General features: G+C 67.0%; 28 protein-coding genes. 11 read left to right on the top strand and 17 right to left on the bottom strand.

Annotation, left to right across the window (positions count from 1 at the left end; translation table 11 throughout):
* Positions 1–3: 3 nt before the first annotated feature.
* A complete protein-coding gene (gene gshA / locus IV112_RS01580; RefSeq protein WP_304000674.1) occupies positions 4–1,326 on the bottom strand; it encodes a glutamate--cysteine ligase in 1,323 nt (440 codons plus the stop codon).
* A 132-nt stretch (positions 1,327–1,458) separates the two neighbouring features.
* On the opposite strand from gshA, the gene IV112_RS01575 reads away from it, so the two are divergent.
* Both IV112_RS01575 and IV112_RS01570 read left to right on the top strand, forming a co-directional pair.
* Positions 1,459–3,081, top strand: coding sequence for an ABC-F family ATPase (locus tag IV112_RS01575; protein WP_304000672.1), 1,623 nt, complete (start codon positions 1,459–1,461; stop codon positions 3,079–3,081).
* 8 nt (positions 3,082–3,089) lie between these two features.
* The gene (locus IV112_RS01570; protein WP_304000670.1) at positions 3,090–3,950 is read left to right on the top strand and encodes a DUF3293 domain-containing protein; all 861 of its coding nucleotides are present in this window, start codon (positions 3,090–3,092) and stop codon (positions 3,948–3,950) included.
* Between the two features lies 1 nt (position 3,951).
* Here IV112_RS01570 and IV112_RS01565 read toward each other — a convergent pair whose 3' ends face one another.
* The 4 genes from IV112_RS01565 to IV112_RS01550 all read right to left on the bottom strand — a co-directional run bounded on the left by IV112_RS01565 (position 3,952) and on the right by IV112_RS01550 (position 6,333).
* A complete protein-coding gene (locus IV112_RS01565) occupies positions 3,952–4,449 on the bottom strand; it encodes an FxDxF family PEP-CTERM protein (RefSeq protein ID WP_304000669.1) in 498 nt (165 codons plus the stop codon).
* Between the two features lie 148 nt (positions 4,450–4,597).
* Positions 4,598–5,320, bottom strand: a complete 723-nt coding sequence (locus tag IV112_RS01560) for an anti-sigma factor (protein ID WP_304000666.1) — start codon at positions 5,318–5,320, stop codon at positions 4,598–4,600.
* Positions 5,317–5,886 (bottom strand): sigma-70 family RNA polymerase sigma factor, encoded by a 570-nt coding sequence (locus IV112_RS01555; RefSeq protein ID WP_304000664.1) that lies wholly within the window; start codon positions 5,884–5,886, stop codon positions 5,317–5,319. The genes IV112_RS01560 and IV112_RS01555 overlap by 4 nt, the downstream gene beginning before the upstream one ends.
* A gap of 39 nt (positions 5,887–5,925) precedes the next feature.
* Positions 5,926–6,333, bottom strand: a complete 408-nt coding sequence (locus IV112_RS01550; protein WP_304000663.1) for a COG4315 family predicted lipoprotein — start codon at positions 6,331–6,333, stop codon at positions 5,926–5,928.
* 198 nt (positions 6,334–6,531) lie between these two features.
* On the opposite strand from IV112_RS01550, the gene IV112_RS01545 reads away from it, so the two are divergent.
* Positions 6,532–8,070: a hypothetical protein gene (locus IV112_RS01545; RefSeq protein ID WP_304000662.1), complete on the top strand. Its 1,539-nt coding sequence runs from the start codon at positions 6,532–6,534 to the stop codon at positions 8,068–8,070.
* Positions 8,067–9,692, top strand: coding sequence for a hypothetical protein (locus IV112_RS01540; protein ID WP_304000661.1), 1,626 nt, complete (start codon positions 8,067–8,069; stop codon positions 9,690–9,692). The genes IV112_RS01545 and IV112_RS01540 overlap by 4 nt, the downstream gene beginning before the upstream one ends.
* A gap of 10 nt (positions 9,693–9,702) precedes the next feature.
* Here the strand turns inward: IV112_RS01540 and phoR are convergent, their stop codons facing one another.
* Both phoR and phoB read right to left on the bottom strand, forming a co-directional pair.
* Positions 9,703–11,007, bottom strand: coding sequence for a phosphate regulon sensor histidine kinase PhoR (phoR, locus tag IV112_RS01535; protein ID WP_296813564.1), 1,305 nt, complete (start codon positions 11,005–11,007; stop codon positions 9,703–9,705).
* Positions 11,008–11,064: 57 nt separating this feature from the next.
* Positions 11,065–11,754: a phosphate regulon transcriptional regulator PhoB gene (phoB, locus tag IV112_RS01530; protein WP_019916212.1), complete on the bottom strand. Its 690-nt coding sequence runs from the start codon at positions 11,752–11,754 to the stop codon at positions 11,065–11,067.
* Between the two features lie 150 nt (positions 11,755–11,904).
* Here phoB and IV112_RS01525 point away from each other — a divergent pair, with 150 nt between their 5' ends.
* The 4 genes from IV112_RS01525 (at position 11,905) to IV112_RS01510 (ending at position 14,666) form a co-directional block, all read left to right on the top strand.
* Positions 11,905–12,342, top strand: a complete 438-nt coding sequence (locus IV112_RS01525) for a DUF971 domain-containing protein (protein ID WP_304000660.1) — start codon at positions 11,905–11,907, stop codon at positions 12,340–12,342.
* 7 nt (positions 12,343–12,349) lie between these two features.
* A complete protein-coding gene (ubiE, locus tag IV112_RS01520; RefSeq protein ID WP_019916209.1) occupies positions 12,350–13,087 on the top strand; it encodes a bifunctional demethylmenaquinone methyltransferase/2-methoxy-6-polyprenyl-1,4-benzoquinol methylase UbiE in 738 nt (245 codons plus the stop codon).
* Between the two features lie 100 nt (positions 13,088–13,187).
* The gene (locus IV112_RS01515) at positions 13,188–14,078 is read left to right on the top strand and encodes a Tim44 domain-containing protein (protein WP_304000658.1); all 891 of its coding nucleotides are present in this window, start codon (positions 13,188–13,190) and stop codon (positions 14,076–14,078) included.
* Between the two features lie 3 nt (positions 14,079–14,081).
* Positions 14,082–14,666, top strand: a complete 585-nt coding sequence (locus IV112_RS01510) for a ubiquinone biosynthesis accessory factor UbiJ (RefSeq protein ID WP_304000656.1) — start codon at positions 14,082–14,084, stop codon at positions 14,664–14,666.
* On the opposite strand, the gene glpD is transcribed toward IV112_RS01510, so the two are convergent.
* The 10 genes from glpD to IV112_RS01460 all read right to left on the bottom strand — a co-directional run bounded on the left by glpD (position 14,651) and on the right by IV112_RS01460 (position 23,176).
* Positions 14,651–16,123: a glycerol-3-phosphate dehydrogenase gene (gene glpD / locus IV112_RS01505; protein WP_304000655.1), complete on the bottom strand. Its 1,473-nt coding sequence runs from the start codon at positions 16,121–16,123 to the stop codon at positions 14,651–14,653. The two genes, IV112_RS01510 and glpD, sit on opposite strands and share 16 nt — an antisense overlap.
* A 79-nt stretch (positions 16,124–16,202) precedes the next feature.
* Positions 16,203–16,625, bottom strand: a complete 423-nt coding sequence (locus IV112_RS01500; protein ID WP_029143885.1) for a F0F1 ATP synthase subunit epsilon — start codon at positions 16,623–16,625, stop codon at positions 16,203–16,205.
* A gap of 68 nt (positions 16,626–16,693) precedes the next feature.
* Positions 16,694–18,097, bottom strand: coding sequence for a F0F1 ATP synthase subunit beta (gene atpD / locus IV112_RS01495; protein ID WP_304000652.1), 1,404 nt, complete (start codon positions 18,095–18,097; stop codon positions 16,694–16,696).
* A 34-nt stretch (positions 18,098–18,131) separates the two neighbouring features.
* Positions 18,132–19,001 carry a F0F1 ATP synthase subunit gamma gene (atpG, locus tag IV112_RS01490; protein WP_008063739.1) on the bottom strand — a complete coding sequence of 290 codons (870 nt, stop codon included), beginning with the start codon at positions 18,999–19,001 and terminating at the stop codon, positions 18,132–18,134.
* 21 nt (positions 19,002–19,022) lie between these two features.
* Positions 19,023–20,561, bottom strand: a complete 1,539-nt coding sequence (gene atpA / locus IV112_RS01485) for a F0F1 ATP synthase subunit alpha (protein WP_296813553.1) — start codon at positions 20,559–20,561, stop codon at positions 19,023–19,025.
* Between the two features lie 10 nt (positions 20,562–20,571).
* Complete coding sequence (locus tag IV112_RS01480) at positions 20,572–21,108, bottom strand: F0F1 ATP synthase subunit delta (protein ID WP_296813551.1); 537 nt, start codon at positions 21,106–21,108, stop codon at positions 20,572–20,574.
* Between the two features lie 4 nt (positions 21,109–21,112).
* On the bottom strand, positions 21,113–21,586 hold the full coding sequence (locus IV112_RS01475; protein WP_296813549.1) for a F0F1 ATP synthase subunit B: 474 nt from the start codon (positions 21,584–21,586) through the stop codon (positions 21,113–21,115).
* Between the two features lie 45 nt (positions 21,587–21,631).
* Complete coding sequence (gene atpE, locus IV112_RS01470; RefSeq protein WP_008063733.1) at positions 21,632–21,874, bottom strand: F0F1 ATP synthase subunit C; 243 nt, start codon at positions 21,872–21,874, stop codon at positions 21,632–21,634.
* Between the two features lie 59 nt (positions 21,875–21,933).
* The gene (gene atpB, locus IV112_RS01465) at positions 21,934–22,824 is read right to left on the bottom strand and encodes a F0F1 ATP synthase subunit A (RefSeq protein ID WP_019916199.1); all 891 of its coding nucleotides are present in this window, start codon (positions 22,822–22,824) and stop codon (positions 21,934–21,936) included.
* 1 nt (position 22,825) lies between these two features.
* Positions 22,826–23,176, bottom strand: a complete 351-nt coding sequence (locus IV112_RS01460) for an ATP synthase subunit I (RefSeq protein WP_304000648.1) — start codon at positions 23,174–23,176, stop codon at positions 22,826–22,828.
* A gap of 274 nt (positions 23,177–23,450) precedes the next feature.
* Here IV112_RS01460 and IV112_RS01455 point away from each other — a divergent pair, with 274 nt between their 5' ends.
* The 3 genes from IV112_RS01455 to IV112_RS01445 all read left to right on the top strand — a co-directional run.
* On the top strand, positions 23,451–23,762 hold the full coding sequence (locus IV112_RS01455) for an ArsR/SmtB family transcription factor (protein WP_304000646.1): 312 nt from the start codon (positions 23,451–23,453) through the stop codon (positions 23,760–23,762).
* Entirely contained in the window at positions 23,759–24,946 is a 1,188-nt protein-coding gene (locus IV112_RS01450; RefSeq protein WP_304000644.1) for an alanine racemase, read from the top strand. The genes IV112_RS01455 and IV112_RS01450 overlap by 4 nt, the downstream gene beginning before the upstream one ends.
* A gap of 15 nt (positions 24,947–24,961) precedes the next feature.
* Positions 24,962–25,591, top strand: a 630-nt coding sequence (locus IV112_RS01445) for a 1-acyl-sn-glycerol-3-phosphate acyltransferase (protein WP_304000642.1), incomplete at its 3' end; no start/stop codon positions are given.

Below are 25,591 nucleotides of genomic sequence, written 5' to 3'. Positions count from 1 at the left end.
GTCTCAACCCCGCAGTTCGGCTTCGAGCGCCTCTTCCGCCGGCGTCATCGGCAGACCCCGCTCCAGTTCCAGACTGGCCGCGACCAGCGCAAGACGAGCGACGACGCCATAGGCGTAGAAGCGGTTGGGCGGCGCGTCCGGCGCGCAGCCGGGGTCGGGCATCGAGCAGCAGGATTCGAAGGCCAGCGGCTTGAAGTGCATGCCCGGCGCGTTCAGGTTCTCGTCGATGCCACGCTCGCCATGCACGCGGTAGAAGCCGCCGACGACGTAACGATCCATCATGTAGACCACCGGTTCGGCTGCGCCGCCATCGACGCTTTCGAAGGTGGGCACGCCTTCCTGGATCAGCACCGAGCTGACTTCCAGCCCCTCCTTCACCACCGCCATCTTGTTGCGCTGCTTGCGGTTCAGGCCGACCACTTCGGACGGATCGCGCACCGTCATGATGCCCATGCCGTAGGTGCCGGCGTCGGCCTTGACGATGACGAAGGGCTCGTGATCGACGCCGTGCTGCGCGTACTTCTCGCGGATGCGCGCGAGCAGCGCTCCGACGCGCGTGGCCAGACATTCCTCGCCGGCACGCTCCTGGAAATTGATGTCGCCGCACACGTCGTACAGCGGGTCGATCAGCCACGGATCGATGTCCATGACCGACGAGAAGCTGCGTGCGACTTCGCTGTAGGCGTCGAAGTGCTGCGACTTGCGGCGCGTCGTCCAGCCGGCGTGCAGCGGCGGAATGAAGGTCTGCTCATTGACGTTCTGCAGCAGCTCCGGCACGCCGGCCGACAGATCGTTGTTGAGCAGGATGGCGCAGGGATCGAAACCGGCGACGCCAATGCGTCGACCGCCGGGCAGGCGGATCAGCGGTTCGACCGTCAGCGTCTGGCCGTCGCCGAGGTCGAGCGGCGTCGGGCCGGCGAGGTCGGGAATCAGGCTGCCGATGCGCACGTTCAGACCGGCCAGCTTCAGGATCTGCGCCAGCCGGGCGACATTGCGCAGATAGAACAGGTTGCGCGTGTGGTTTTCCGGCACCAGCAGCAGGTTGCGTGCTTCCGGGCACAGCTTTTCGACCGCAGTCATCGTCGCCTGCACGCACAGCGGCAGGAACTCGGCGTTCAGGTTGTTGAAGCCGCCCGGAAACAGATTGGTATCGACCGGCGCCAGCTTGAAACCGGCGTTGCGCAGATCGACCGAGGCGTAGAAGGGCGGGCTGTGCTCCAGCCACTGCGAACGGAACCACTGTTCGATGTCGGTCTGGCGTTCGAGAAATCGGCTCTCCAGCGCGAGCAGCGGGCCGGTGAGCGCGGTGGTCAGGTGAGGCACCATGGGCGTGAGCGGGCGCGATCCGCAATGAGGTTCAGGCGCGCGGATTCTACACCCGCAGCCGGGGTCGCCTCCCCGCTCCGGTACAATCCGGGCTTCTTGCGCATCCGCGCATGCCACACCCTAGTGAATTCCATGCTGTCCGCTTCCAACATCACCATGCAGTTCGGCGCCAAGCCGCTTTTCGACAACGTCAGCATCAAGTTCGGCGACGGTTACCGCTACGGTCTGATCGGCGCCAACGGTGCCGGCAAGTCGACCTTCATGAAAATCCTCGCCGGCGTGCTCGAACCGACCGCCGGCAACGTGTCCATCGACGCGCACGAGCGCATGGCCTTCCTGCGTCAGGACCAGTTCGCGTTTGAGGACCAGCGCGTACTCGACGTGGTCATGATGGGCCACGCCGAAATGTGGACCTGCATGAAGGAAAAGGACGCCATCTACGCCAACCCGGAGGCGACCGAAGAGGACTACATGCGCGCCGCCGAACTGGAAGGCCAGTTCGCCGAATACGACGGCTACACCGCCGAGGCGCGTGCCGGCGAGCTGCTGCTCGGCGTCGGCATCCCGACCGAACAGCACAACGGCCCGATGAGCCAGGTCGCGCCAGGCTGGAAGCTGCGCGTGCTGCTGTGCCAGGCGCTGTTCGCCAACCCGGACATCCTGCTGCTCGACGAACCGACCAACAACCTGGACATCAACACCATCCGCTGGCTCGAGCACACGCTGAACGAGCGCAACAGCACGATGGTCATCATCAGCCACGACCGCCACTTCCTGAACCAGGTGTGCACCCATATGGCCGACCTGGACTACGCGACCATCCGCCTCTACCCGGGCACCTGGGACGACTACATCGAAGCGTCGACACAGGCGCGCGAACGCGCGTCGGCGGCCAACGCAAAGGCGAAGGAACGGGTGGCCGAACTGCAGAGCTTCGTGCGCCGCTTCTCGGCCAACAAGTCCAAGTCCAAGCAGGCCACCTCGCGTCTGAAGATGATCGATAAGATCAAGATCGAGGAATTCAAGCCCAGCTCGCGTCAGTACCCGTGGATACGCTTCGACTACGACCCGAAGGAGAAGCTGCACCGGCAGGCGGTCGAACTGGACAACGTGGTGTTCGGCTACGACGGCGGCCCGCAGATCCTGAAGGGCTTCACCGCCACCTTCGACGGCGGCGACCGGGTCGCCATCATCGGCGAGAACGGGGTCGGCAAGACCACCTTCCTGAAGCTGCTGGTCGGTGAACTGACGCCGCAGCACGGCTCGATCAAGTGGGCGGAAAAGGCCCGCCTTGGGTATTTCGCGCAGGACCATTCAGCCGATTTCGACAGCGACGCCAACCTGACCGACTGGATCAGCGGCTATGTGCGCGAGGGCGGCTACGAGGGCGACGACGCGATCACGCTGATCCGCGGCACGCTCGGCCGTCTGCTGTTCGGCGGCGACGACGTGAAGAAGGCGGTGCGCGTGCTGTCCGGCGGCGAACAGGGCCGCATGATGTTCGGCCGGCTCATGCTGCAGCGGAACAACGTGCTGCTGCTCGACGAACCGACCAACCACATGGACATGGAATCGATCGAGTCGCTGAACGCCGGCCTCGACGCCTTCGACGGCACGCTGTTCTTCGTGTCGCACGACCGCGAGTTCGTGTCCACGCTGGCCACCCGGGTGCTGGAAGTCCGTGGCGACGGCCAGATCGTCGACTACCGCGGCGGCTACGAGGACTACCTCGCCAGCCAAGGCATCGACGACTGAGCCTGTCTGTGAGCAATACGCCGAACACCTGTCCCATCTGCGACGACACGCCCGGCCATCACTGGCTGTGGCGCGACGACCGGCTGCGCGTGATCGACGCGCGTGACGCCGACCATCCAGCCTTTCTGCGCGTGATCTGGAACGGGCACGTGCGCGAGATGACCGACCTTGCCGACGCCGACCGCGATCACCTGATGCACGTGGTGTGGCAGGTCGAGCGCTGCGTGCGCGAAATTGCGCAGCCGGAAAAGATCAACCTCGGCAGCCTCGGCAATATGGTGCCGCACCTGCACTGGCATGTCGTCGCGCGCTGGCAGGACGACGCCCACTTCCCAGGTTCGGTGTGGGGCGCGAAGCAGCGCGACGGCGCGCCGCGCCCTCGCGTACCGGCGGCGCTGTGGCGCGCCACGCTGCTGGCCCGTCTCGGCCTGCCGACCGTTGCCGTCAGCGACGCGCTGACCGGCGCCTACGAAGGCACCGACTACGCCGTGGCCCTGCCCGACGGCGAAACGACACTGCACGTCGGTGCACCGTCACCGGCGCTGGACCGCTGGCTGGCGACGCAGAACGCAACACAGTGGGCGCTGCTGGCGGCCGCCAATCCGTGGTCGGCACGCTGCGACGACGACGCCAACCGCGCCGCCCACACGGCACTGCGCGCATTGCTGACGCAGCGCGGCCTGCCGCTGCTCGACGCCGAGAACCGCACGACCGAAGCCGGCTGGACCGAACCCTCCCTGCTGTGCGCCGGCCTGACCGCCGAGGAGGCGCTGCGCATCGGCGCCGCCTTCGGCCAGAACGCGGTACTGACCGGAGACGCCGGCGGCACGGCCCAGCTGCGCTGGTGCGTGCGCCGGCAGACCGACTGACTCAGCGAACCTGCATGCGCCGGCGCGCCACCGCGCCGACCGCAGCCAGCCCGGCCAGCAGCATGGCCGCGCTGGCCGGCTCCGGCACCGCTGCCGTGATGCCCAGCCGGTAACTCGCGTCCGCCAGCGTATTGTCGACGCCGTCGACGGTCACCAGGAACTCGGTGCCCGTGGCGAACGGAAAGGTGCTGCCGCCGCCGGTGAAAGGTCCCCACGCGAAGGTGAGATTGCGACCGAAGGTGCCGACGATTTCGTTGCCGTTCAGGAACACCGACAGCGAGGCGCGCGAGCCCAGCCCGAGGTTGGAGAAATCGAGCGTGAAATCGACCGGCTCACCGACGGTGAAGCTGAAGCTGTCGGCGAAGTTGCCGAGCTGCTGTTCGAAGCTGAAGGACTGACCGGCGACCAGCGTGCCCAGATCGACGCTGGCTGCACTGGCGTGTGCAGCGGGCAGGACGGTCAGCGCGGCGATCAGTGCGGTGCGGATGGAAGTGTTCATGACGGACTCCGTAGGATGAATGAAGGATGAAAGCGTCTGCTTTCATTCGTCATCTACGGAGCCCGGGCTTCAGCGGAGACAGTCGGGTGACATCGGACTTTCCGGCAGCGTGACGGATGTCACCGTTGCCGCCGGAGACCTCATCGGATCACCACAGCTTCACGCAATGGCCGCGCAGCACGAAGCCGCCCGAGGGCTGCGCCGCGGCCGCGCCGACCGGTTCGATCGACACCGCCAGTTCGCCCACCGCCGCCAGCAGCGCTTCCGACGTGCCGGCCATCGCGATCACCTGTTTGGCGTCGGTGCGCAGCACACCAAGCCGGAAGGGCGCGCCGTCCTTCGGCAGTGCCCACAGCACCGCCTCGGCGCCCTCCGGCACCACCAGCGGCTGCAGCAGCTTCACGCTCAGTTCCACCCCATGCCGGCGCGACGAGGCGAGCGCGGCAGGCTTGCCCGCGGCGTCCAGCATCAGGCCGACATAGCTGGCCGGCAGCACCGCGTGCTCGGGCAGGTCGGACGGCAGCACCCACTGCGGCTGCTCGCGCACCACGCCGACGGCCACCAGCAGGCCGAAGGCGAAGCCGAGCGCCGGGCGCAGCCAGTCGCGCCAGCGCCGCTGCGCCGTCGGCCGGGGGCGCGGTGCAGCGCCGGTGCGCCGTTCGACCTCCGCCCACACCGCAGGCGAGGGCTGCACCGGCGGCACGGCAGCCGCCAGTGCGGCGCCATGCATTTCCCAGGTGCGCAGCGCGCGCGCCGCCGCCTCGTTCGACCGCACCAGCCGCTCGAAGCGCCGCCGCGGCAGCCGGCCCAGCGTGCCGAACACATAGGCGGCCGCGAGGCGGTCGAGCAGTTCCGGGTGGTCGTACTTCATGCCAGCCGCTCCATGCAGCGGCGCAGCTTGTCCAGGCCCCGGCGCAGCCACACCTTGACGCTGCCGATCGGCGAGCCGAGGTGTTCCGCCAGTTCCGAGTGCGACAGGCCGTGGTAGTAGGCCAGCGCCAGACACTGGCGCTGCGGCCCGTCGATGTCGTCGATGCAGCGGCGAAGATGCAGCGCGTCGGCCGCCTGTTCGAGCAGGCCGAGCGGACTGGGCCGGTCGTCACCAAGCGCGGCGACGCCGCCCTGCCCGTCGTCGTCGTCCAGCGACTCGGCCCGCCGCAGCGATTCCGACCGCAGTACGTCGAGCGCGCGGTTGCGCACGACCGAGGTGAGCCATGTCATGGGCTGGCTCGCGTCCGCCCGATAGCTGTCGGCGCGGTGCCACACGCTGGTGAAGGCATCCTGCAGCACGTCTTCAGCCAGGTCGCGCCGGCGCAGCAGACGCAGCGCGACCCCGAGCAGCTGCGGCGCGCAGGCATCGTAGAGCTGACGGAAGGCCTGCCGGTCGCGCAGTGCAACGCGCGCCAGCAGCCTCTCAAGCTGGACCGGATCGAGCATCGCCGCATGATGCCATGCTCATCGACGGGTCGCAGCCCATCAGTAGTCCCGCGGCCGGTAGCTGCCGGCCTCGGCCGGCGCCTTGCCGCCGTCGCGCACGACATGCCAGACGCCGCCGCGCCCGTCGCCGGTGGTCTGTCCGGCTTCGCTGTCGCCCACGTAGTAATAGAGCGGCTTGCCGCGGACCGCCCACTGCCGGCTGCCGTCGCTGCGCGTGACCAGCGTGTGCTCGCCGGTCGCTCGCGCATCGGCTGCCGCGACGAAGGGCGGCCACAGCGCGGCACACTGGTCGTAGCAGGCGCTCTTCCCGGTGCTGTCCTTGTCGAAGGTGTACAGCACGCGGCCGGCAGCGTCGGTCAGCAGTCCTGCCGTGCCGACGACGGACTGGGCGTGAACTGAGCCGCAGATCGCACCCAGCAGTGCAGCGCAGAGGGCATTTCTGATCATCGTGATTCTCCTTCCTTGCAGAGGTTCGACACCCGGAAATCGCGTGTCCGGATCGATATACGGACGGCTGAACACATCGGAGACAGGCGCGGCGGAAATTTGCTGTCAAAAAGAATGTCCGCCGTGCCGGCCTCCCGCGCGCAAACTGCGGCGTACACATAGAATTGGTTACATTGGCTTACATCGCCCCCCGATTTCATGCACGCCTTCGCTCTGCCCGCCATCAGCCACAGCACGCACCTGCCGGAGTTCTCCGACGCGCGGGCTGCGCGCGACTGGGTGCAGGGCATGGACAGCACCCAGCCGCTCGCCACCCAGGCCCGTCTGCTCGGCCAGCTCAACCTGCTGAATCGCTACAACATCGGCGCCGGCGAGCGGCTGCGCATCGCCGAAGAGCTGCGCGACACGGTGCTCGACGTGCAGGCCGCCACCGCCAACCGCTTCGTCGGCCGTCCGCTGCCGCTGTCCGCTGGCGAACGAGCGGCCTTCGACGCCAATCAGGGCATGTGGGACACGCTGGTCACCGCCTATCTGCATTGCCTGTCCGCGGCGCTCGACGGCGATGGCGCCGTGGTCGGTCAGGCGGGGCTGATCGCACATCGTGCGTTGAGCGCGCTGGCGCTGATGCAGCTCGACACGCTGCGCACCGCGCATCTGCCTGCGCCCGGCTACTGGCGCCGCGTGCATGCCTGCTACGACGCGGCCGCCCGGCTCGGCGCGGCGGAGCGCAAGATCCGCGACGACGCCATCCATGACGAACGGCCGACCAGCGTGCGTGCCGCCTACGTGCTGTGCGTGCTGCTGCACACCTCCAGCCCTTTCGGTCTGACCCACCGCCAGCTGCGCGTGCTGCATCGCTGGCTGGGCAAATGGGCCGGCAAGGTGGCGCTGTTCGACACGCCGGTGCCGCACAGCGCCTTGCCCCCCCTGATGCTGGACCTTAACACCGACGAACCGGTCGCCCGCACACCGCAGCCGGACAGCCGGCTGCGCTGGCTGGTGCTGGACGAGTTCTCGCACAGCGTGCGCAAGCGCATGGCGCTGCTGGCGCAGGGCGAAACACCGCTGGCACTGCGCCTGGGCGACGAACTGAGTCCGGCCCAGGCCGACCGCCTGCTGCGCCATCTGCACGCGCACTGCTGCCGCGGCGGCCTGACCCGCGCCGAAGCGCGCCGGCCGCTGCAGCAGAACGCGTCGGTGGTGATCGGCATGGGCGCAGTGCAGCAATTTCTCGGCGGCGGCGACAACGATCCGGGCAACCGACCGGAAACGGTGGCGGCCGGCTATCTGGTCGAAGACTGGCGCATCCTCGACGACAGCCCGACCGGCCTGCGCCTTGGCCGCCGCGCCAGCGGCGACGGCGCGCGCATTGGCAACGGCATGTTGCTGGCGGTGCGGCCCGACAACAGCCCGCACTTCATGCTCGCCCACGTGTGCTGGATCATGGCGGTCGAAGGCGAGTTGCAGATGGGCATCAGCATGCTGGCCGGCGCGCCGCGTCTGGTCGATCTCGCGCGAGCGCCTGACGGCAGCGGTGAACACGAGGCGCGCGGCGTGCTGATGCCGGAAGTGCCGCGCATCGGTCAGCCGGAATGCGTCGCGCTGCCCAGCGGCTGGTACCGCAAGTCGCGCGACATCCTGCTCACCGCAGACGACGGCAAGCGGCGCGTGCGGCTGGTCGAATCCATCGAACGCGGGGCCGACTTCGACCTCGCCCGCATCGAGCCCTCAGCATGAACGCGCCTGCACCGACGCCGGGCATGCTGAACTACCGCGACGCGCAGCAGTGCCGCGCGCTGATCGCCGAGCTGCCGCTGACCAACGTGCCGCGCGTGCGCGACACGCTGACGCGCATGCTCTACGGGCTGCGGCAGACGCCGCCGCGCAGCGCCGACTACCTCGACGTGCTGGAGGCGATGCGCGCGCCGCTGCACTTCCTGCAGGAGAGCCTGGGCAAGCGCTACAGCAGCCGGCCGGTCGCGCCGGGCAGCACCGAGGACGGCGTGCTGCGCCAGGTGGTCGCACTGTGGATGGCGATGGCGCAGGCGTACGCGCAGGCCGCCGAGAAGGCCGACCTGCACCCGCTCACCGACGCCCAGCTGGCGCTGGTGTGTCAGCGCTGCGTGCTGTACGCCAGCCGCGCGGTGATCGAGTATTTCCGCGCCCGGCGCACGCTGCCGCGCGGCCTCTGGCTGGAACTGCACGGTTACTACAGCACGGCCGAGGAATGGGGCTTTGCCACCCAGCCGGTGGCCGACAGCCTGAAGGAAGGCGGCTACCCGCAGAGCGCGGCCGAGTCCTACTGCAGCGTGCTGCTGGTCGACCTGGCCAACCCCTACGGCCGCAGCCCGCGCGAATTCGAGTGGGTGTGCCGCTGGGCCGACCAGTACGCCGGCCTGACCGAGATCATGCCGGTCTTCGGCGGTACCGACGCCCGGACCTATGCCATCGACCTGAACCTCGACAGCGGCGCCAAGCCGCTCGAGGTGTTCGCCCGCACGCCCAATCTGCGCCGGCTCGGCTCGGCCCGGCTGGCCAGCGAGATCGAGCGCGTGGTGGCCGGCCTGAAGCAGGGCCTGTCACCGGAAACGCTGGGTCTGGGCGCCGACTGTCATCCGCTGTCGGCCGGACGCCTGCTGCTGCAGCTGTACAAGCCCTGGTGCCATGCGGCCAACCCGCGCCGCTTCCAGCGACGCAGTGGCGACGGCGAGATAGACATCGCGATCAGCCAAGAGGCGATGCACTACCTGATCGCCGGCGAAGAGTTCGTGCAGCCGCCGCCGGCGCGCATCTACAGCCACAGCGATTTCGTCGACATCGCCACCTTCGGCGAACGCGCGACCGACGGCGCCGGCCTGGCCGTGCGTCAGGCCAGCGCCCGCGCGCAGTACCCGACCCAGCACTGGGCGGTGCTGGACCACAGCGTGATGGGCTATCGCCTGCGCGCCCCGCGCGAGACCGCGGCGATCGAGTACTCGCAGATGCTGGCGGTGTTCGGCCCGGACTCGGAACACTGGCGTCTGGCGCGCGTGTCCTGGCTCATGTACGAGCACGACGGCCATCTGCTGACCGGCCTGCACGTGCTGCCGGGCACGCCGCGTGCGCTGTCGGTGCGTCCGCTGGCCGACGAAGGCATGCCGGCCGAGCGCTTCGTTCGGGCCTTCCTGCTGCCGGCTGTGCAGGTGATGGGCGAAGAGGCCTCGCTGGTGCTGCCGCGCGGCTGGTTCCAGGCCGATCGCAAGCTCGAAATCTTCCTGAATGGCACGCTGCGCGCAGTGCAGCTGACCCGCCTGCTCGCGTTCGGCGTCAATTACGAACGCGCCGCCTTCGGCGAGGAGACACCCGCAAACGGCGTCTGAGCGACGCCGTTCAGAGTGCGGGCAGCGTGCGGCGAGCGGGAAAGCGGACGGTGAAGCGGCTGCCCTGACCCGGCTGGCTGTCGATCTGCAGCGTCGCCTGATGCCGTTCGAGCACGTGCTTGACGATGGCCAGGCCGAGGCCGGTGCCGCCGGTCTCGCGCGAGCGGCCGCGGTCGACGCGGTAGAAGCGTTCGGTCAGTCGCGGAATGTGCTGGGCGTCGATGCCGATGCCGTTGTCGGTCACCGAATACTCCCCGCAACCATCGACCACGCGCCAGGCGAGCTTCACGCTGCCGCCGTCCGGCGTGTAGCGCACCGCGTTGCTGGCGAGGTTGCCAAGCGCGCTGCGCAGGTCGCGTGCGCAGCCGAGCAGCGCACCGGGCGCCGCGTCGACGTCCAGCGTCACCGTGTGCCGGCCGGACGACAGCGCCCGCGTCTCGACCAACACGATGTCCAGCAGGTTGCGCATGTCCACCGGCTCTTCCGGTGTCGGCGTGTCGGTCTCCAGCGCCGACAGCGTCAGCAGGTCATCGACCAGGCGCTGCAGGCGCACCGACTGCTGCTGCGCCATGCGGATGAAGGACAGCGCCTGCTCCTGCGGCAGTTCGGGCAGCGCGTCCTCCAGCGTTTCGAGGAAGCCGTGAATCACCGTCAGCGGCGTCTTCATTTCGTGCGACACGTTGGCGACGAAGTCGCGCCGCATCGTTTCGAGCTTTTCGAGCTGGGTGATGTCGCGCGTCAGCAGCAGCTTCTGGTCGTCGCCGAAAGCCACCACCCGCAGCTGCAGCGTGCGGCCGGGCTGACGCGGCGAGGGCATGGACAGCGGCTCGCCGTAGTCGCCGGATTGCAGGTACTCGGCGAACTCGGGCTGGCGCACGAGGTTCAGGATGGGCATCGCGATGTCGCGCCGGCCGTCCAGCCCGAGATGTTCCTCGGCCATCGGATTCAGCCACTCGATCAGTTCGTCGCGCGACATGATGAGCGTGCCGTCGGGCATCGCGCGGCTGGCTTCGCGCATGCGCTCCAGCCGGCTACGCAGGTCCTCGCGCTGCTGGCGGGCGTTGCGCTCGCGCCGCGCCAGCTTGGCAAACAGGAATTCCCACTGGCCCGCACCGTCCGGCAGTTCGGCGTCGCTGGTCGAGTTGAGCCAGCGGTCGAAGCGGCCGATCTCGTACTGGTCGCGCAGGCTGCCCGCGAGCAGCAGCGCGCAGGCCAGCGCCAGCGCCGGTGCCAGCGCGTCGGCCGCCAGGCCGATCAGCACGCAGACGAGGATGAGCGCGACGCGCAGGGCGGCGCGGAACCAGAATTCACGCATGGAGTACGCAGCGGGTGATCACGGCGCCGGATTATGGGCGCTCACGCGCAAAACGGCTCACTCCTTCTGGCAGGACAGGCGATAGCCGCTGCCGCGCACGGTCTGGATCAGCGCGTCGTGTCCGCTCGCTTCCAGCGCGCCGCGCAGGCGGCGGATGTGCACATCCACCGTGCGCTCCTCGACGAACACGTGGTCGCCCCACACGCTGTCGAGCAGCTGCGCACGCGAATGCACGCGCTCGGCGTGGGTCATGAAGAAGTGCAGCAGGCGGAACTCGGTCGGGCCGAGTACCACGGCCTGGCCGCGGGCAGTGACGCGATGCGTGGCCGGATCGAGGCGCAGACCGTCGATCTCGACCGGGTCTTCGGTCGCCTGCGGCTTCTGCCTGCGCAGCACGGCCTTGATGCGGGCCGCCAGTTCGCGCGGCGAGAAGGGCTTGGTGACGTAGTCGTCGGCGCCGGTTTCCAGACCGGTCACCTTGGACTGTTCGTCGCCGCGTGCCGTCAGCATGATGATGGGCACGCCACGCGTGCGCTCGTCGGCGCGCAGCCGGCGCGCCAGATCGATACCACTCTGGCCGGGCAGCATCCAGTCGAGCAGCACCAGATCGGGCAGTTCGGCCTGTAGCAGGCGCAGCGCGGTTTCGGCGTCCGGCGCGCGCAGCGGATCGTGGCCGGTGCGGGTGAGCGTGACGCTGATCAGTTCCTGGATGGACGGTTCGTCCTCGACGACGAGTATGCGGGCCATGACGGTATGCGAGCGTGGGATGACGGGAACGCGACGCAGTCTATTTCAGTATGGTGACGGTTTAGTGACAGCGCCTCCGGTCGGTCCGCAGGGCCATCACGACGGGCGCGGGGTATCATTCCCGACTCTTTGCAGCGGACACGGAACATCATGGCAGGACTGGACAAGGACACCCCCATCCCCACCGAAATCAAGGTGCAGCAGAAGTCGAAGATGATGGACGTCAGCTTCGACAACGGCCGCAGCTTCAGCTTCAGTTTCGAGTTCCTGCGCGTGTGCTCGCCGTCGGCCGAAGTGCGCGGCCACGGGCCGGGACAGGAAACGCTGCAGATCGGCAAGCGCGACGTCGACATCACGCGCGTCGAACCGGTCGGCGCCTACGCGATCAAGCCGGTGTTTTCGGACGGCCACGACAGCGGCATCTACTCGTGGGACTACCTCTATCTGCTGGGCGAGAACCAGGAAGCGCTGTGGGCCGACTATCTCGCGCGCCTGGACGCCGCCGGTGCCAGCCGCGATCCGGCGCTGGTGCCGCCGCCGGCCGCCAAGGGCGGCTGCGGCAGCGGCGGTTGCGGTCACCACCATTGAGCCTGCAATGAGCGACAACTCCACCGATTTCGGCTTCGAGCGCGTACCCGAAGCGGCCAAGGCCCGCCGTGTGGCGAGCGTGTTCTCGTCGGTCGCGCGCCGTTACGACATCATGAACGACCTGATGTCGGCCGGCCTGCACCGCGCCTGGAAAGCCTTCGCGATCGAAATGGCCGGCGTGCGCCCGGGCCAGCGCGTACTCGACGTCGCCGCCGGCACCGGCGATCTGACGCTCGCACACGCGAAGCGCGCCGGCGCCAGCGGCGAGGTGTGGCACACCGACATCAATCCGGACATGCTGCGCGAAGGCCGCGACCGCCTGCGCGACGCCGGCTTCGTGCTGCCCAGCCTGCTGTGCGACGCCGAGAAGCTGCCCTTCCCGGACAACCATTTCGACTGCGTCACGGTCGCCTTCGGCCTGCGCAACATGACGCACAAGGACCGCGCGCTGGCCGAGTTCCGCCGCGTGCTGAAACCGGGCGGCCGCGCGCTGGTGCTCGAGTTCTCGCGCGTCGCCAAGCCGCTCGAAAAGGCCTACGACCTGTATTCGTTCAAGGTGCTGCCCTGGCTGGGCAAGCGCGTCGCCAACGACGAGGCGAGCTACCGCTATCTCGCCGAATCGATCCGCATGCACCCGGACCAGGAAACGCTGGCCGGCATGATGCGCGAGGTCGGCCTGGGCCGCGTCGAGTACTTCAACATGAGCGCGGGCGTGGTGGCGCTGCATCGCGGCTTCAAGCTCTGAAATCCGGGTGGAGAGGCGAACGATCCGCGCATTTTGCGGTCAATTCGTGTGCTAAGTTTCGCTCTCGCGTTTTCGCCCCACCTTTGATGGAGACATATCGATGAAGAATTTCCTGTGCGCGCTGTGCGTGGCCGTCGTCGGCCTCGGCGGCGCCATGCATGACGCCGAAGCCGCCAAGCGCATGGGTGGCGGCAAGTCCTTCGGTTCGCAGCGTGATTCGACCACGATGCAGCGTGACGCCACGCCGACCTCGCCGACGCAGAACGCCACCACTGCCCAGCGCCAGGCGCAGCCCGCCGTACCCGCTGCCGCGCAGCCGGCCAAGCGCTCGTGGATGGGCCCGCTGGCTGGTCTGGCGGCCGGCATCGGCCTGGCCGCACTGGCGTCCCACCTCGGTTTCGGCGAGGAAATGGCGTCCTTCATGATGATCGCGCTGCTGGTCATGGTCGCCCTCTTCGTCTGGCGCATGTTCGCCGCACGCCGCAGCGCGCCGCCGCCGCAGCAGGGCATGCAGTACGCCGGCGCGACCGCAGGCCCGGGCGCCGCCCCGCAGCGCTTCGAAGCGGCGGCCCCGGTCGCCGCCTCGGCGCCGGCCGCCGCAGCCGGTGCAGGCAACATTCCGGGGGATTTCGACGTCGACGGCTTCCTTCGTCAGGCCAAGCTGAATTTCGTGCGCCTGCAGGCGGCGAACGACAAGGGTGACGTCGAGGACATCCGTCAGTTCACCTCGCCCGAGGTGTTCGCCGAAATCCGCATGCAGCTGCAGGAGCGTGGTGGCGAAACCCAGCACATCGACATCGTGCAGCTCGACGCCGCGCTGCTCGACCTGGCCACCGAGAACGATCAGTACATCGCCAGCGTCCGTTTCAGCGGCCTGCTGCGCGAGGAAGTCAGCGCAGCGCCAGCACCGTTCGACGAAGTGTGGCATCTGGCCAAGCCGGTGTCCGGCAGCCGCGGCTGGGTGATCGCCGGTATCCAGCAACTGCAGTAAATCATGCTCGCGACGGCCGCGCTCCCGGTACTGAACCACCTGCTCGATCAGGCGCCGGGCGCGCACGCCCGGCTGGCCCGGCATGCGGGCGCGCAGGCAAGGCTCGAACTGGGCGCGCTCGGCGTCGCCTTCAGGGTTGGCGAAGACGGCCGGCTGGCTGCGGCCTCCGATGAGCCGCTGGCGGTCACCCTGCGACTGCCGGCGGATGCCGCACTCCGGCTGCTACACGAAGGCGACGCCGTATTGCGCGATGCGCGCATCGAAGGCGACGCGGCGCTGGCCGAAACCCTCGGTCAGGTGCTGCGCGGCCTGCGCTGGGACGCGGCGGAAGACCTGAGCCGGCTGATCGGTGACGCGGCCGCCGAACGTGTGGTGGGCGGTGCGCGTGCGGCATGGGCCGGCGGCCGCGACCTCGGCGCGCGGCTCGCCGCGTCGGCCAGCGAATATGCGGCGGACGAAGCGCAGTTGCTGGTGCGTCCGGCCGCAACAGCCGCCTTTGCCGACGAAGTCGATACGCTGCGCGACGACCTGGCACGTCTGCAGAAGCGCCTCGAACTGCTCGAACGCAAAGCTCAGCCGATACGCTGATCCACCCACCAGCGCGCGAAGGTGTCGCGCTGCGCAGCACTCATCCCGACCCCGCATTTCGTCCGCCGCCACAGCACGTCGTCGGCGTTGTACGCCCACTCGTACTGTGCGCACCAGCGCGCTTCCGCCTCGAACAGCCCGCCCCCGAAGTCGCGTCCGGGTCCGCCTGCACGCGCCGCCTGTTCAAGCAGCGGCGACGTCTCGCTGCCGTGACGTCCGACCAGTGTGGCGATCCATCCTGACGACAGTGCGGGATGGCGCTGCGCCAGCGTGCGCGCGAGTTCGGAACGCTGTGTCGGGCCGGCGGCCTCGGCGCCCGGCAGCAGGCGGTCGGCGGTCACGCAGCGTGCGTTCGATCCGAGGAACGCGGCCAGTCGATCGACCGCCCGTTCAGCGAGGCTTCGATGCGTGGTGAGCTTGCCGCCCTGTATCGACATCCAGCCGCGGCCGCCGCGCTCGCCTTCCATCCTCATCCGGTATTCGCGGCTGGCCGTGCGCGCGCTGCCTCCGCCGTCGATCAGCGGTCGCATGCCGCTGAATTCCCAGCGAATATCGTTCTCGACTGGAGCGCCCCCAAAGGCACGCCGCAGCGCGTCGAGCAGGTAGCGCCGCTCCGCCGCCGTGGCGCTCAGCGCCTCGGGTGACGGCAGATCGGTTTCGGTGGTGCCCACCAGATGGAAGTCGCCGGCGAACGGGATGACAAACACGACGCGGCGGTCCGGCTGTTGCAGCAGCCAGGCGTCGTCGCCAGCGTGCAGGCGCGGTACGACGATGTGCGTGCCCTGCACCAGCCGCACCGGTGCCGCCGCAACACCGCGCAGCGCCTCGACCGCGTTCATCCACGGCCCGGCGACATTGACGACGCAGCGCGCGAGCACCGTCGTCTGTCCCACCGTGCAGCGCCAGTGCGCGCCTTCGGCCGTCACCGTGCTCAGTGCGCTCTGCGGCAGCACGCGTGCGCCGTGCGCCTGCGCGTCGAGCAAGGTGCATAACGTCAGACGCGCGTCGTCCACCCACAGGTCGTAATAGGCGTGTGCTGCGCTCACTGGCGGCTGCATGTGCTGCAACGAGGGAAAGTCGGCACGCAGGCGTCGCGATCGCGGCAGTGTGCTGCGCCCGGCCAGCAGGTCATACAGCAGCAGTCCGGCGGCCAGCATCCAGGCCGGCCGTTCGCCCGTGTGCGGCACGACGAAGCGCTGCGGACGCACAAGGTGGGCCGCAATGCGCGCCAGCGTCTCGCGCTCCTGCAGGGATTCCCTGACCAGGCCGAAGGCACCCTGCTCGAGGTAGCGCAGTCCGCCATGGATGAGCTTGGTGGAGGCTGACGAGGTGGCGCCGGCGATGTCGCCGCGCTCACAGACGATGACGTCCAGACCGCGCAGTGCGGCGTCGCGTGCGATGCCGGCGCCGTTGATGCCGGCCCCGACGATGAGCAGATCGCAGGATTCCCGGTGCATGGGCGGATTCTGCGCCGGGCGCGCCAAAAACAAAAAGGCACGCCGAGGCGTGCCTTTCCGGACCTGCTCGAAACCGCGCTCAGTGACGCTTGCGCAGCTTCTGGATTGCCGCCAGCTGGGCGATGGCCGAAGCCAGTTCCGCCTGCGCCGCAGCGTAGTCGACACCGGCCTGACGGTTGGCCAGTGCTTCTTCGGCCAGACGCTTGGCTTCGTTCGCCTTCGCTTCATCCAGGTCGGTACCACGGATGGCGGTATCCGCCAGCACGGTCACCAGACCCGGTTGCACTTCCAGCAGGCCGCCGGCCACGAAGATCAGCTCGTCGGCAGCCTGATTCGGCACCTTGATGCGGACTTCGCCCGGACGGATGCGGGTGATCAGCGGAGTGTGGCCGGGCAGGATGCCCAGCTCGCCGCTCTCGCCCGGCAGCGCGACGAATTCTGCGAGCCCGGAGAAGATTTTCTCTTCCGCGCTGACAACGTCGACATGTACGGTCATAGCCATGATTACTCCGTGAATGCTGCCCGCAAGCCGCGCCGGACCGAAGTCCGTCACGGCTCACGCTTGCCGCGTCACTGCAGCGTCTTCGCCTTTTCGAACGCTTCCTCGATGCCGCCGACCATGTAGAAGGCCTGTTCCGGCAGGTGGTCACATTCGCCATTGACGATCATGTTGAAGCCCTTGATCGTGTCCGCCAGCGGAACGATCTTGCCCGGCGAGCCGGTGAAGACTTCAGCCACGTTGAACGGCTGCGACAGGAAACGCTGGATCTTGCGGGCGCGAGCCACGGCCAGTTTGTCTTCCGGCGACAGTTCGTCCATGCCCAGAATCGCGATGATGTCGCGCAGTTCCTTGTAGCGCTGCAGCGTCGATTGCACCTTGCGGGCGACCGCGTAGTGCTCTTCGCCGACGATCAGCGGATCCAGCTGACGCGAGGTCGAGTCGAGCGGATCGACCGCCGGGTAGATGCCCAGCGAAGCGATGTCACGCGACAGCACGACGGTTGCATCCAAGTGCTGGAAGGTCGTGGCGGGCGACGGGTCGGTCAAGTCATCCGCAGGCACATACACGGCCTGGATCGACGTGATCGAGCCGACCTTGGTCGAGGTGATGCGCTCCTGCAGACGGCCCATTTCGTCGGCCAGCGTCGGCTGGTAGCCCACGGCGGACGGCATGCGGCCCAGCAGCGCGGACACTTCGGTACCGGCCAGCGTGTAGCGGTAGATGTTGTCCACGAAGAACAGGATGTCGCGGCCTTCGTCGCGGAACTTCTCGGCCATGGTCAGGCCGGTCAGCGCCACGCGCAGACGGTTGCCCGGCGGCTCGTTCATCTGGCCGAACACCATCGCCACCTTGTCGAGAACCTTCGACTCTTCCATCTCGTGGTAGAAGTCGTTGCCCTCACGGGTGCGCTCACCCACACCGGCGAACACGGAGTAACCACCGTAGCTCTTCGCGATGTTGTTGATGAGTTCCATCATGTTCACGGTCTTGCCCACACCGGCACCGCCGAACAGACCGATCTTGCCGCCCTTGGCGAACGGGCAGATCAGGTCGATCACCTTGATGCCGGTGGGCAGCAGGTCAACCGACGGGCTCAGTTCGTCGAACTTCGGTGCCTTCTGGTGAATGGCACGACGTTCTTCGGTGGCGATGTCGCCCGCTTCGTCGATCGGACGGCCAAGCACGTCCATGATGCGACCCAGCGTGGCGGTGCCGACCGGCACGCTGATCGCGGCGCCGGTACCCTTCACCTTCATGCCGCGGCGCAGACCGTCGCTGGAACCCAGCGCAATCGTGCGCACGACGCCGTCGCCCAGCTGCTGCTGGACTTCGAACGTCAGACCCGCTTCAGCCGTGTGCGTACCTTCGGCTTCGTCGAGCTGCAGTGCTTCAAACACGTGCGGTATCGAATCGCGCGGGAACTGGATATCCACCACGGCGCCGATACATTGAACGATGTTTCCGGTATTCATCGTCTATCCCCAATACAAAAATTCGTTTGCGCGATCAGACTGCCGCGGCGCCGCCGACGATCTCGGACAGTTCCTTGGTAATCGCCGCCTGGCGGGTCTTGTTGTAGACCAGCTGCAGTTCGCCGATGACATTGCCTGCGTTGTCGGACGCGGCCTTCATCGCCACCATACGTGCGCTCTGTTCGGACGCCATGTTTTCGGCGACCGACTGATACACCAGCGCTTCAACGTAACGAACGAGCAGCTCGTCGATCACCACCTGCGGGTCCGGCTCGTACAGGTAATCCCAGGTGCCTTCCGGCGTGCCCAGACGATCACCCGTGAGCGGCAGCAGTTGCTCGAGCACCGGCTCCTGCTTCATCGTGTTGATGAAGCGGGTGAAGGACAGATAGACCGCGTCGAGCTCACCGGCCTGGAAGGCGTCGATCATGACCTTGACGGGCCCGATCAGCTTTTCCAGATGCGGCGTATCGCCCAGCTGCGTCACCTGCGACACCACCTTGGCGCCCATGCGCTGCATGAAGCCCAGACCCTTGTTGCCGATGGCGGCAACGCGGATTTCGGTGGCGCCCTTGCCTTCCCACTCCTTCATCGTGTTCAGCGCCAGACGCAGCACGTTGGTGTTCATGCCGCCGCACAGACCCTTGTCCGTGGTGACGACGATGATGCCGACGCGCTTGATCTGACCGACGGTCGCGAGGAACGGGTGCTTGTAGTCGCTGATCGTGGCGGCAGACAGGTTGGCAGCAAGACGGCGGATCGTGTCGGCGTAGGGCCGGGCGGCCCGCATCCTGTCCTGCGCCTTGCGCATCTTGGATGCAGCCACCATCTCCATCGCCTTGGTGATCTTCTTCGTGTTTTGCACGCTCTTGATCTTGGAACGGATCTCTTTTCCGCTGGCCATGGTTATCTCCTGTCCGCGCGCTTACGCCCAGCTCTTCTTGAACTCGGCCACCGCGGCAGCGAGCGTCTTTTCCGATTCACCGTCGAGGTCCTTGGAGGACTCGATCTTGTTCATCAGATCGGAATACTTCTGCTGCAGGAACTGGTGCAGGGCCGATTCAAAAGCGAGCACGCGGGACACTTCGACGTCGTCGAAGTAGCCGTTGTTGGCGGCGTACAGCGAAACACCCATCTGGGCGACCGACAGCGGCGAGTACTGCGGCTGCTTCATCAGTTCGGTCACGCGGCGGCCACGCTCGAGCTGCTTGCGGGTCGCTTCGTCCAGGTCGGAGGCGAACTGCGCGAACGCAGCCAGCTCACGGTACTGGGCCAGCGCCAGACGGACACCGCCGCCCAGCTTCTTGATGATCTTGGTCTGGGCCGCACCACCGACGCGGGACACCGACACACCGGCGTTGATAGCCGGGCGGATGCCTGCGTTGAACAGGTCGGTTTCCAGGAAGATCTGGCCGTCGGTAATCGAGATCACGTTGGTCGGAACGAAGGCGGACACGTCGCCGGCCTGCGTTTCGATGATCGGGAGCGCGGTCAGCGAACCGGTCTTGCCCTTGACTTCACCGTTGGTGAACTTCTCGACGTAGTCGGGATTCACGCGAGCGGCACGCTCGAGCAGACGGCTGTGCAGGTAAAACACGTCGCCCGGGTAGGCTTCGCGGCCCGGCGGACGGCGCAGCAGCAGCGAAATCTGACGGTAGGCCACGGCTTGCTTGGACAGATCGTCATAGACGATCAGCGCGTCTTCGCCGCGGTCACGGAAGTATTCGCCCATCGTGCAACCGGCGTACGGTGCCAGGAACTGCATGGCGGCCGAGTCGGAGGCGGTGGCGGCGACGACGATGGTGTAGGCCATCGCGCCGTACTCTTCCAGCTTGCGCACCACGTTGGCGATGGTCGAGGCCTTCTGGCCCACCGCAACGTAGATGCAGGTCATGTTCTGACCCTTCTGGTTGATGATGGCGTCGACAGCGACCGCGGTCTTGCCGGTCTGGCGGTCGCCGATGATCAGCTCGCGCTGGCCACGGCCGACCGGCACCATCGAGTCGATCGACTTCAGGCCGGTCTGCACCGGCTGCGAAACCGACTGACGTGCGATCACGCCCGGAGCGACCTTTTCAACCTTGTCGGTCAGCTTGGCGTTGATCGGGCCCTTGCCGTCGATCGGCTGGCCGAGCGAGTTCACGACGCGACCGATCAGCTCGGGGCCGACCGGCACTTCGAGAATGCGGCCCGTGCACTTGACGGTCTGGCCTTCGGAGAGGTGTTCGTAATCACCCAGCACCACGGCGCCGACGGAGTCGCGCTCGAGGTTCAGCGCCAGACCGAACGTGTTGCCTTCGAATTCCAGCATTTCGCCCTGCTGGACGTCGTCCAGGCCGTGCACGCGCACGATGCCGTCGGTCACCGAAACCACGGTGCCCTCGGTGCGCGCCTGCGACGACAGATGCAGGTTCTGGATCCGGCTCTTGATCAGGTCGCTGATTTCAGACGGATTGAGGTTCATCAAAAAACTCCTAGTTCTGTAGCGCAGTGGCCATGGCGGCAAGCTTGCCGCGGACCGAGGCATCGATCACTTCGTCACCGACCGCAACCTTCACACCGCCGATCAGTTCGGGATCGAGCGTGACCCGGGCTTCCAGGCGACGGCCGAAACGCGGCTCGAGGTCGGCCAGCAGGCGCGACACGGTGGCGTCGTCCATCGGGAAGGCGGAACTGATGTAGGCGACAGCGCTGCGTTCGTGCTCGTTCTTCAGCTCGGTGAAGAGCTGCGCGATTTCCGGCAGCAGGGCCAGACGGCCGTTCTGCGCCAGCACGCGTGCGAAGCTGCGATGCGCGTCGGCAAGTTCGCCGGGCACTGCGGTGAGGAAGAGGAAACCACGGTCGGTCGAGGTGCGGGTCGGATCGGCCAGCAGCTTCTTGACCTGCGGCTCGGCGGCAGCAGCGGCCATCATGCCGAGGGCGTCAGCCCAGGCTGCCAGCGAGTTGCCTTCCTTGGCCAGCTGGAACGCGGCTTCGGCGTAGGGTCGCGCGATGGTGACGTTCTCTGCCATGGTGTCAGCTCAGTTCCTGCTTCAGGTTGGTGAGCAGATCGGCGTGGACTTGGGCGTTGATCTCGCGACGCAGGATGCGTTCCGCACCCGCGACCGCCAGCGTGGCGACCTGGTCGCGCAGGGCATCTTTCGCCTTCTGCGCTGCAGCCGCAGCTTCGGTGGTCGCTGCTTCGCGGGCCGCCGCGATGATGCGATTCGCTTCCGCGCGCGCATCCTCGACCAGCTTGGCCGCCTGCTTCTCTGCACCCGAACGGAGCTCGGCCGCGGACTCACGCGCTGCGCGCAGTTCCTCGATCGACTTCTTCTCCGCGTTGGCCAGATCTGCCTTTGCCTTGTCCGCAGCCGCCAGCCCGTCAGCGATCTTCTTCGCGCGTTCGTCGAGAGCCTTGACGATCGGCGGCCACACGAAGCTCTTCGTGAACCACACAAAGGTCAGGAACACGACGATCTGGATGATGAGCGTTGCGTTCAGATTCACGGCAACTTTCCCTTCAATAAATCGGTGTTGGGGCGGATGCCGTTCTTACTTCAGGAAGGTCGAAGTGGCGAACCAGAGGGCGATACCGGTACCGATAATGAAGGCGGCGTCGATCAGGCCGGCCAGCAGGAACATCTTGACCTGCAGCGCGTTCATCAGCTCCGGCTGGCGAGCCGAGGCTTCGAGGTACTTACCGCCCATCAGCGCGATACCGATACAAGCACCAATTGCACCCAGACCGATGATCAGACCGCAGGCGAGGGCGACGAGACCGAACACTTGTTCCATAACAGCTCCTTAGATTTAAAAGAAAAACGAAAACAACAAACCGGACTGCAACTGCAAACTCAGTGACCTTCGTGTGCCTGACCGATGTACACCAGCGTCAGCATCATGAAGATGAATGCCTGGAGCGCGACCACGAGGATGTGGAACACCGCCCATGCGAAACCCGCAACGATGTGGCCGAAGGCGAGCAGGAAGCTCGGCGCGTTGGCACCCGTCCAGGCAGCGCCCATCAGCGCGATCAGCATGAAGATCAGTTCGCCGGCAAACATGTTGCCGAACAGACGCATGCCATGCGACACGGTCTTGGCAAGGAATTCGATGACGTTCATCGCGAAGTTGAACGGCGCCAGAATGAGCTTGTCGCCGAAGGGCGCCGAGATCAGTTCGTGCGCCCAGCCACCGGCGCCCTTGATCTTCACGTTGTAATACAGGCAGACCAGCAGCACCGCGATCGACATGCCCATGGTGGCGTTGATGTCGGCGGTCGGCACGACGCGCATGTAGGCGTGATGCGGATCATGACCGGCGGATGCGTAGATGCCTTCCCAGATGCGCGGCAGCAGATCGAGCGGCAGGAAGTCCATCGCGTTCATCAGGAAGATCCAGACGAAGACGATGAGGGCGAGCGGTGCCACGGTGCGGCGCGACTCTTCGCTGTGGATCAGGCCCTTGGCCTGATCGGCGACCATCTCGACGAGGATTTCGACGGCGGCCTGGAAGCGACCCGGTACGCCGGACGTCGACTTAGCCGCGGCGCGGTAAAGCACGAACAGCGCGAGGACGCCGAGCAGCACCGAGTAGAAGACGGTGTCGAGATTGACCAGATTCCAGTTGATCAACTCGACCTGCTTCTCGCCGGTGTTGTTCAGGAAGGTCAGGTGGTGGGCGATGTACTCGCCGGGGGTCGGGCCGTGGGCCACTTCAGTCGCCAGTTCGGTTCCAGATGCCATGTCAGTGTTTGAACAAGAAAGCAAAAAAACCTGCCTGCAGCGCCGCGCCCAGACCCCCCAAGAACCAGCCCCACGACAATCCGGGCACGAGGTAGTGGCACAGCAACAGCAGCCCAATCGTCGAGACGACCTTGATCGCCTCGCCGAGGAAGAATTCAAGCGGGTACGACACCGCGGCCTGCACCCCTGGGCGCGCCAGACGACCGAGACGTATCGCGAACAGGAGACTCGGCGCCGCATAACTCAGGCCACCGAGCAGGGCGGACAGTCCAGCCATCCAGCCCCCGACGAACAGCGCGATGCCCGTCACCACGAGCACCAGCGAAAGCTGCAGCATGATCGCTTTCAACATGCAGCAGGCCTTCCACGCATCCGTACCACCCAAAGTCCGCGAACCTCGAATCTTCTATAAGACACAAGTGTTCGCACTGCGACGAGCTGAACCGGCACAGCTTCGCGCGCAAAGCCCTTGACGATACATACGCTTACAGCCGCCGTCAAGAAGTTCCCGGATTTTGCCCCGGAACAGTGCGTGTGCATCGGATCCGGCAAAAAGAAAACATTTCGCACGCTCGGCTCGCGGGCGACGCTTGACCTCGGCCTGAAAATAGTCGATGTTTTTCGACATGAGAAACGACTACGCCCAGACCATTCCTGCCGACTGGCAGGACTACTCCCGTCTGTTCGCCGCGCTCGGCGACCCGGAGCGGCAGCGCATCCTGCTGACCTTCGAGCCGGGCGAAAGCCTCAACGTGACCGAACTGACCCGCGCCTCCTCTCTGAGCCGGCCGACCGTTTCGCACCATCTCAAACTGCTGTGCGAGGCCGGTGTGCTCGAACGGACCCGGCAGGGCCGCGAAATTCACTTCCGGCTGATGGCGGACTCGCTGATACAGCGGCTGCAGACCGTCATCGACTACCTGGACGCGCACCGGTGAGCAGGTCCGCTCCCCGAGTCGCGGCAGACAGACTGTCGGACCTGACACAGCGCGCCGGGCGCACCCCGTTCTATGCCATCGACAGCGCCGCCGTGTTGGCTCGCATCGACGCCTTGCGCGCCGCGCTGCCCGCCACCTTGCAGCTGTGCTACGCGGTGAAGGCCAATCCCTTGCCCGCGTTGCTGCAGTGCATCAGCACGCGGCTCGACGGCGCCGACGTCAGTTCGGGCGGGGAACTGGCGCGCGCGCTGGATGCCGGCTTTTCCGCGACGCACATCGGCTTCACCGGTCCGGGCAAGCGTGACACCGAGCTGGCGGCGGCGATCACGGCCGGCGTGCGCATCTGCGCCGAATCGGTCGGTGAGATCGAACGCATCGCGCGCATCGCCGCACAGCAGGGACGCCAGGCGCGCGTCGCGCTGCGCGCCAATCCGGACTTCGCGATCGCCGGCTCGCGCGTGCGCATGAGTGGCGACAGCTTCTTCGGCATCGACAGTGCGCAACTGGGTAGCGCCATCGCAGCCGTGCGCCGGCACGGTCTCGAATTCAGCGGCCTGCACTATTACTGCGCCTCGCGCATGCTGGACGCGGCCGAGATCGTCGCCCTGCACGCCCGCTGTTTTGCGGAAGCCATGCAGATTGCCGACGCGGCCGACCTTGCACTGCCCTGGCTGAATCTGGGCGGCGGCTTCGGCGTTGCCATCGTCGACGACGAACAAGCGCTCGACTTCGCGCCGGTCGCAGCGCATCTGCACGCACTGGACGAGTCGCTGCGGGCGCGTCACCCGCAGGCCCGGCTCGCGCTCGAACCGGGCCGCTACCTGGTGGCGGCGGCCGGCATCTACGTCTGCAGCGTGATCGAACGCAAGACGGTGCGTGGTCGTACCTGGCTCATCGTCGATGGCGGCGCACACCAGCACCTGCACGCGACACTGCAACCGGACCGGTTACAGCCGGCGAACTTCCCGATGACGCTGCATCCGCAGACGCCGACCAACGAAATCGAACGGGTGAGCGTCGCCGGTCCGTTGTGTGCGCCCTTCGACGTGCTGGCGCGCGACATCGAGCTGCCGCGCGCGCAGCCGGGCGACCTACTGGTCGTTCATTGCTCGGGCGCCTATGGCGCCAGCGCCAGTCCGCTCGACTTCCTCGGCCATCCGCATCCGGCCGAACTCCTTTTCTGAACCCGCGGAGCGTTCATGCTGCGTCGCCTTGTCCGTCCCCTGCTCACCTTCGTCTGCCGACTGCTGTTCCGCATCACGCCACCGGCGTCGCCGCCGGAAAGGCAGGAGCGCCTGCTGGTGGTCGCCAATCACGAGTCCTTCCTCGACGGCCTGCTGCTCGGCCTTTTCCTGCCCATGGATCCGGTGTTCGTCGTGCACACCGGTGTCGCACGCAATCCCTTCTTCCGGCTGCTGCTGTCCCTGGTCGACTACCTCGCGGTCGATCCGACCAGCCCGATGGCGATGAAAAAGGTGATCCGCCTGCTCGAATCCGGTCGCCCGGTGGTCATCTTCCCCGAAGGACGCATCACCACGACCGGCAGCCTGATGAAGGTGTACGACGGCCCCGCCTTCGTCGCCGCAAAGACCGGTGCCACCGTGCTGCCGGTGCGACTGGACGGCGCCTCGCGCAGCTATTTCTCGCGCGTGTCCGGGCGCTATCCGAAATCGCTGTTTCCGCGCATCGCGATCACCGTGCTGCCGACCACGAAGATCGCCATGCCGGCGGCCGGCAGCGCCAAGGAGCGCCGCCGCCGCGCGGGCGAAGCGATGCGCCGGCTGATGCAGGAAATGATCTTCGCCTCGCGCCCGCAGCAGACGCTGTTC

Origin of the sequence: Methyloversatilis discipulorum (genome assembly GCF_018780585.1) — a bacterium.
Taxonomy (GTDB): Bacteria; Pseudomonadota; Gammaproteobacteria; order Burkholderiales; family Rhodocyclaceae; genus Methyloversatilis; species Methyloversatilis discipulorum_B.
This window is presented reverse-complemented; position numbering and strand designations above follow the sequence as displayed.

What these genes read in the sequence shown, in the direction of transcription:
- gshA (WP_304000674.1), bottom strand. Translation starts at nt 1,326, where the DNA reads ATGGTGCCTCACCTGACCACCGCGCTCACCGGCCCGCTGCTCGCGCTG.
- IV112_RS01575 (WP_304000672.1), top strand. Translation starts at nt 1,459, where the DNA reads ATGCTGTCCGCTTCCAACATCACCATGCAGTTCGGCGCCAAGCCGCTT.
- IV112_RS01565 (WP_304000669.1), bottom strand. Translation starts at nt 4,449, where the DNA reads ATGAACACTTCCATCCGCACCGCACTGATCGCCGCGCTGACCGTCCTG.
- IV112_RS01560 (WP_304000666.1), bottom strand. Translation starts at nt 5,320, where the DNA reads ATGAAGTACGACCACCCGGAACTGCTCGACCGCCTCGCGGCCGCCTAT.
- IV112_RS01555 (WP_304000664.1), bottom strand. Translation starts at nt 5,886, where the DNA reads ATGCTCGATCCGGTCCAGCTTGAGAGGCTGCTGGCGCGCGTTGCACTG.
- IV112_RS01550 (WP_304000663.1), bottom strand. Translation starts at nt 6,333, where the DNA reads ATGATCAGAAATGCCCTCTGCGCTGCACTGCTGGGTGCGATCTGCGGC.
- IV112_RS01545 (WP_304000662.1), top strand. Translation starts at nt 6,532, where the DNA reads ATGCACGCCTTCGCTCTGCCCGCCATCAGCCACAGCACGCACCTGCCG.
- IV112_RS01540 (WP_304000661.1), top strand. Translation starts at nt 8,067, where the DNA reads ATGAACGCGCCTGCACCGACGCCGGGCATGCTGAACTACCGCGACGCG.
- phoR (WP_296813564.1), bottom strand. Translation starts at nt 11,007, where the DNA reads ATGCGTGAATTCTGGTTCCGCGCCGCCCTGCGCGTCGCGCTCATCCTC.
- phoB (WP_019916212.1), bottom strand. Translation starts at nt 11,754, where the DNA reads ATGGCCCGCATACTCGTCGTCGAGGACGAACCGTCCATCCAGGAACTG.
- IV112_RS01525 (WP_304000660.1), top strand. Translation starts at nt 11,905, where the DNA reads ATGGCAGGACTGGACAAGGACACCCCCATCCCCACCGAAATCAAGGTG.
- ubiE (WP_019916209.1), top strand. Translation starts at nt 12,350, where the DNA reads ATGAGCGACAACTCCACCGATTTCGGCTTCGAGCGCGTACCCGAAGCG.
- IV112_RS01515 (WP_304000658.1), top strand. Translation starts at nt 13,188, where the DNA reads ATGAAGAATTTCCTGTGCGCGCTGTGCGTGGCCGTCGTCGGCCTCGGC.
- IV112_RS01510 (WP_304000656.1), top strand. Translation starts at nt 14,082, where the DNA reads ATGCTCGCGACGGCCGCGCTCCCGGTACTGAACCACCTGCTCGATCAG.
- glpD (WP_304000655.1), bottom strand. Translation starts at nt 16,123, where the DNA reads ATGCACCGGGAATCCTGCGATCTGCTCATCGTCGGGGCCGGCATCAAC.
- IV112_RS01500 (WP_029143885.1), bottom strand. Translation starts at nt 16,625, where the DNA reads ATGGCTATGACCGTACATGTCGACGTTGTCAGCGCGGAAGAGAAAATC.
- atpD (WP_304000652.1), bottom strand. Translation starts at nt 18,097, where the DNA reads ATGAATACCGGAAACATCGTTCAATGTATCGGCGCCGTGGTGGATATC.
- atpG (WP_008063739.1), bottom strand. Translation starts at nt 19,001, where the DNA reads ATGGCCAGCGGAAAAGAGATCCGTTCCAAGATCAAGAGCGTGCAAAAC.
- atpA (WP_296813553.1), bottom strand. Translation starts at nt 20,561, where the DNA reads ATGAACCTCAATCCGTCTGAAATCAGCGACCTGATCAAGAGCCGGATC.
- IV112_RS01480 (WP_296813551.1), bottom strand. Translation starts at nt 21,108, where the DNA reads ATGGCAGAGAACGTCACCATCGCGCGACCCTACGCCGAAGCCGCGTTC.
- atpE (WP_008063733.1), bottom strand. Translation starts at nt 21,874, where the DNA reads ATGGAACAAGTGTTCGGTCTCGTCGCCCTCGCCTGCGGTCTGATCATC.
- atpB (WP_019916199.1), bottom strand. Translation starts at nt 22,824, where the DNA reads ATGGCATCTGGAACCGAACTGGCGACTGAAGTGGCCCACGGCCCGACC.
- IV112_RS01460 (WP_304000648.1), bottom strand. Translation starts at nt 23,176, where the DNA reads ATGTTGAAAGCGATCATGCTGCAGCTTTCGCTGGTGCTCGTGGTGACG.
- IV112_RS01455 (WP_304000646.1), top strand. Translation starts at nt 23,451, where the DNA reads ATGAGAAACGACTACGCCCAGACCATTCCTGCCGACTGGCAGGACTAC.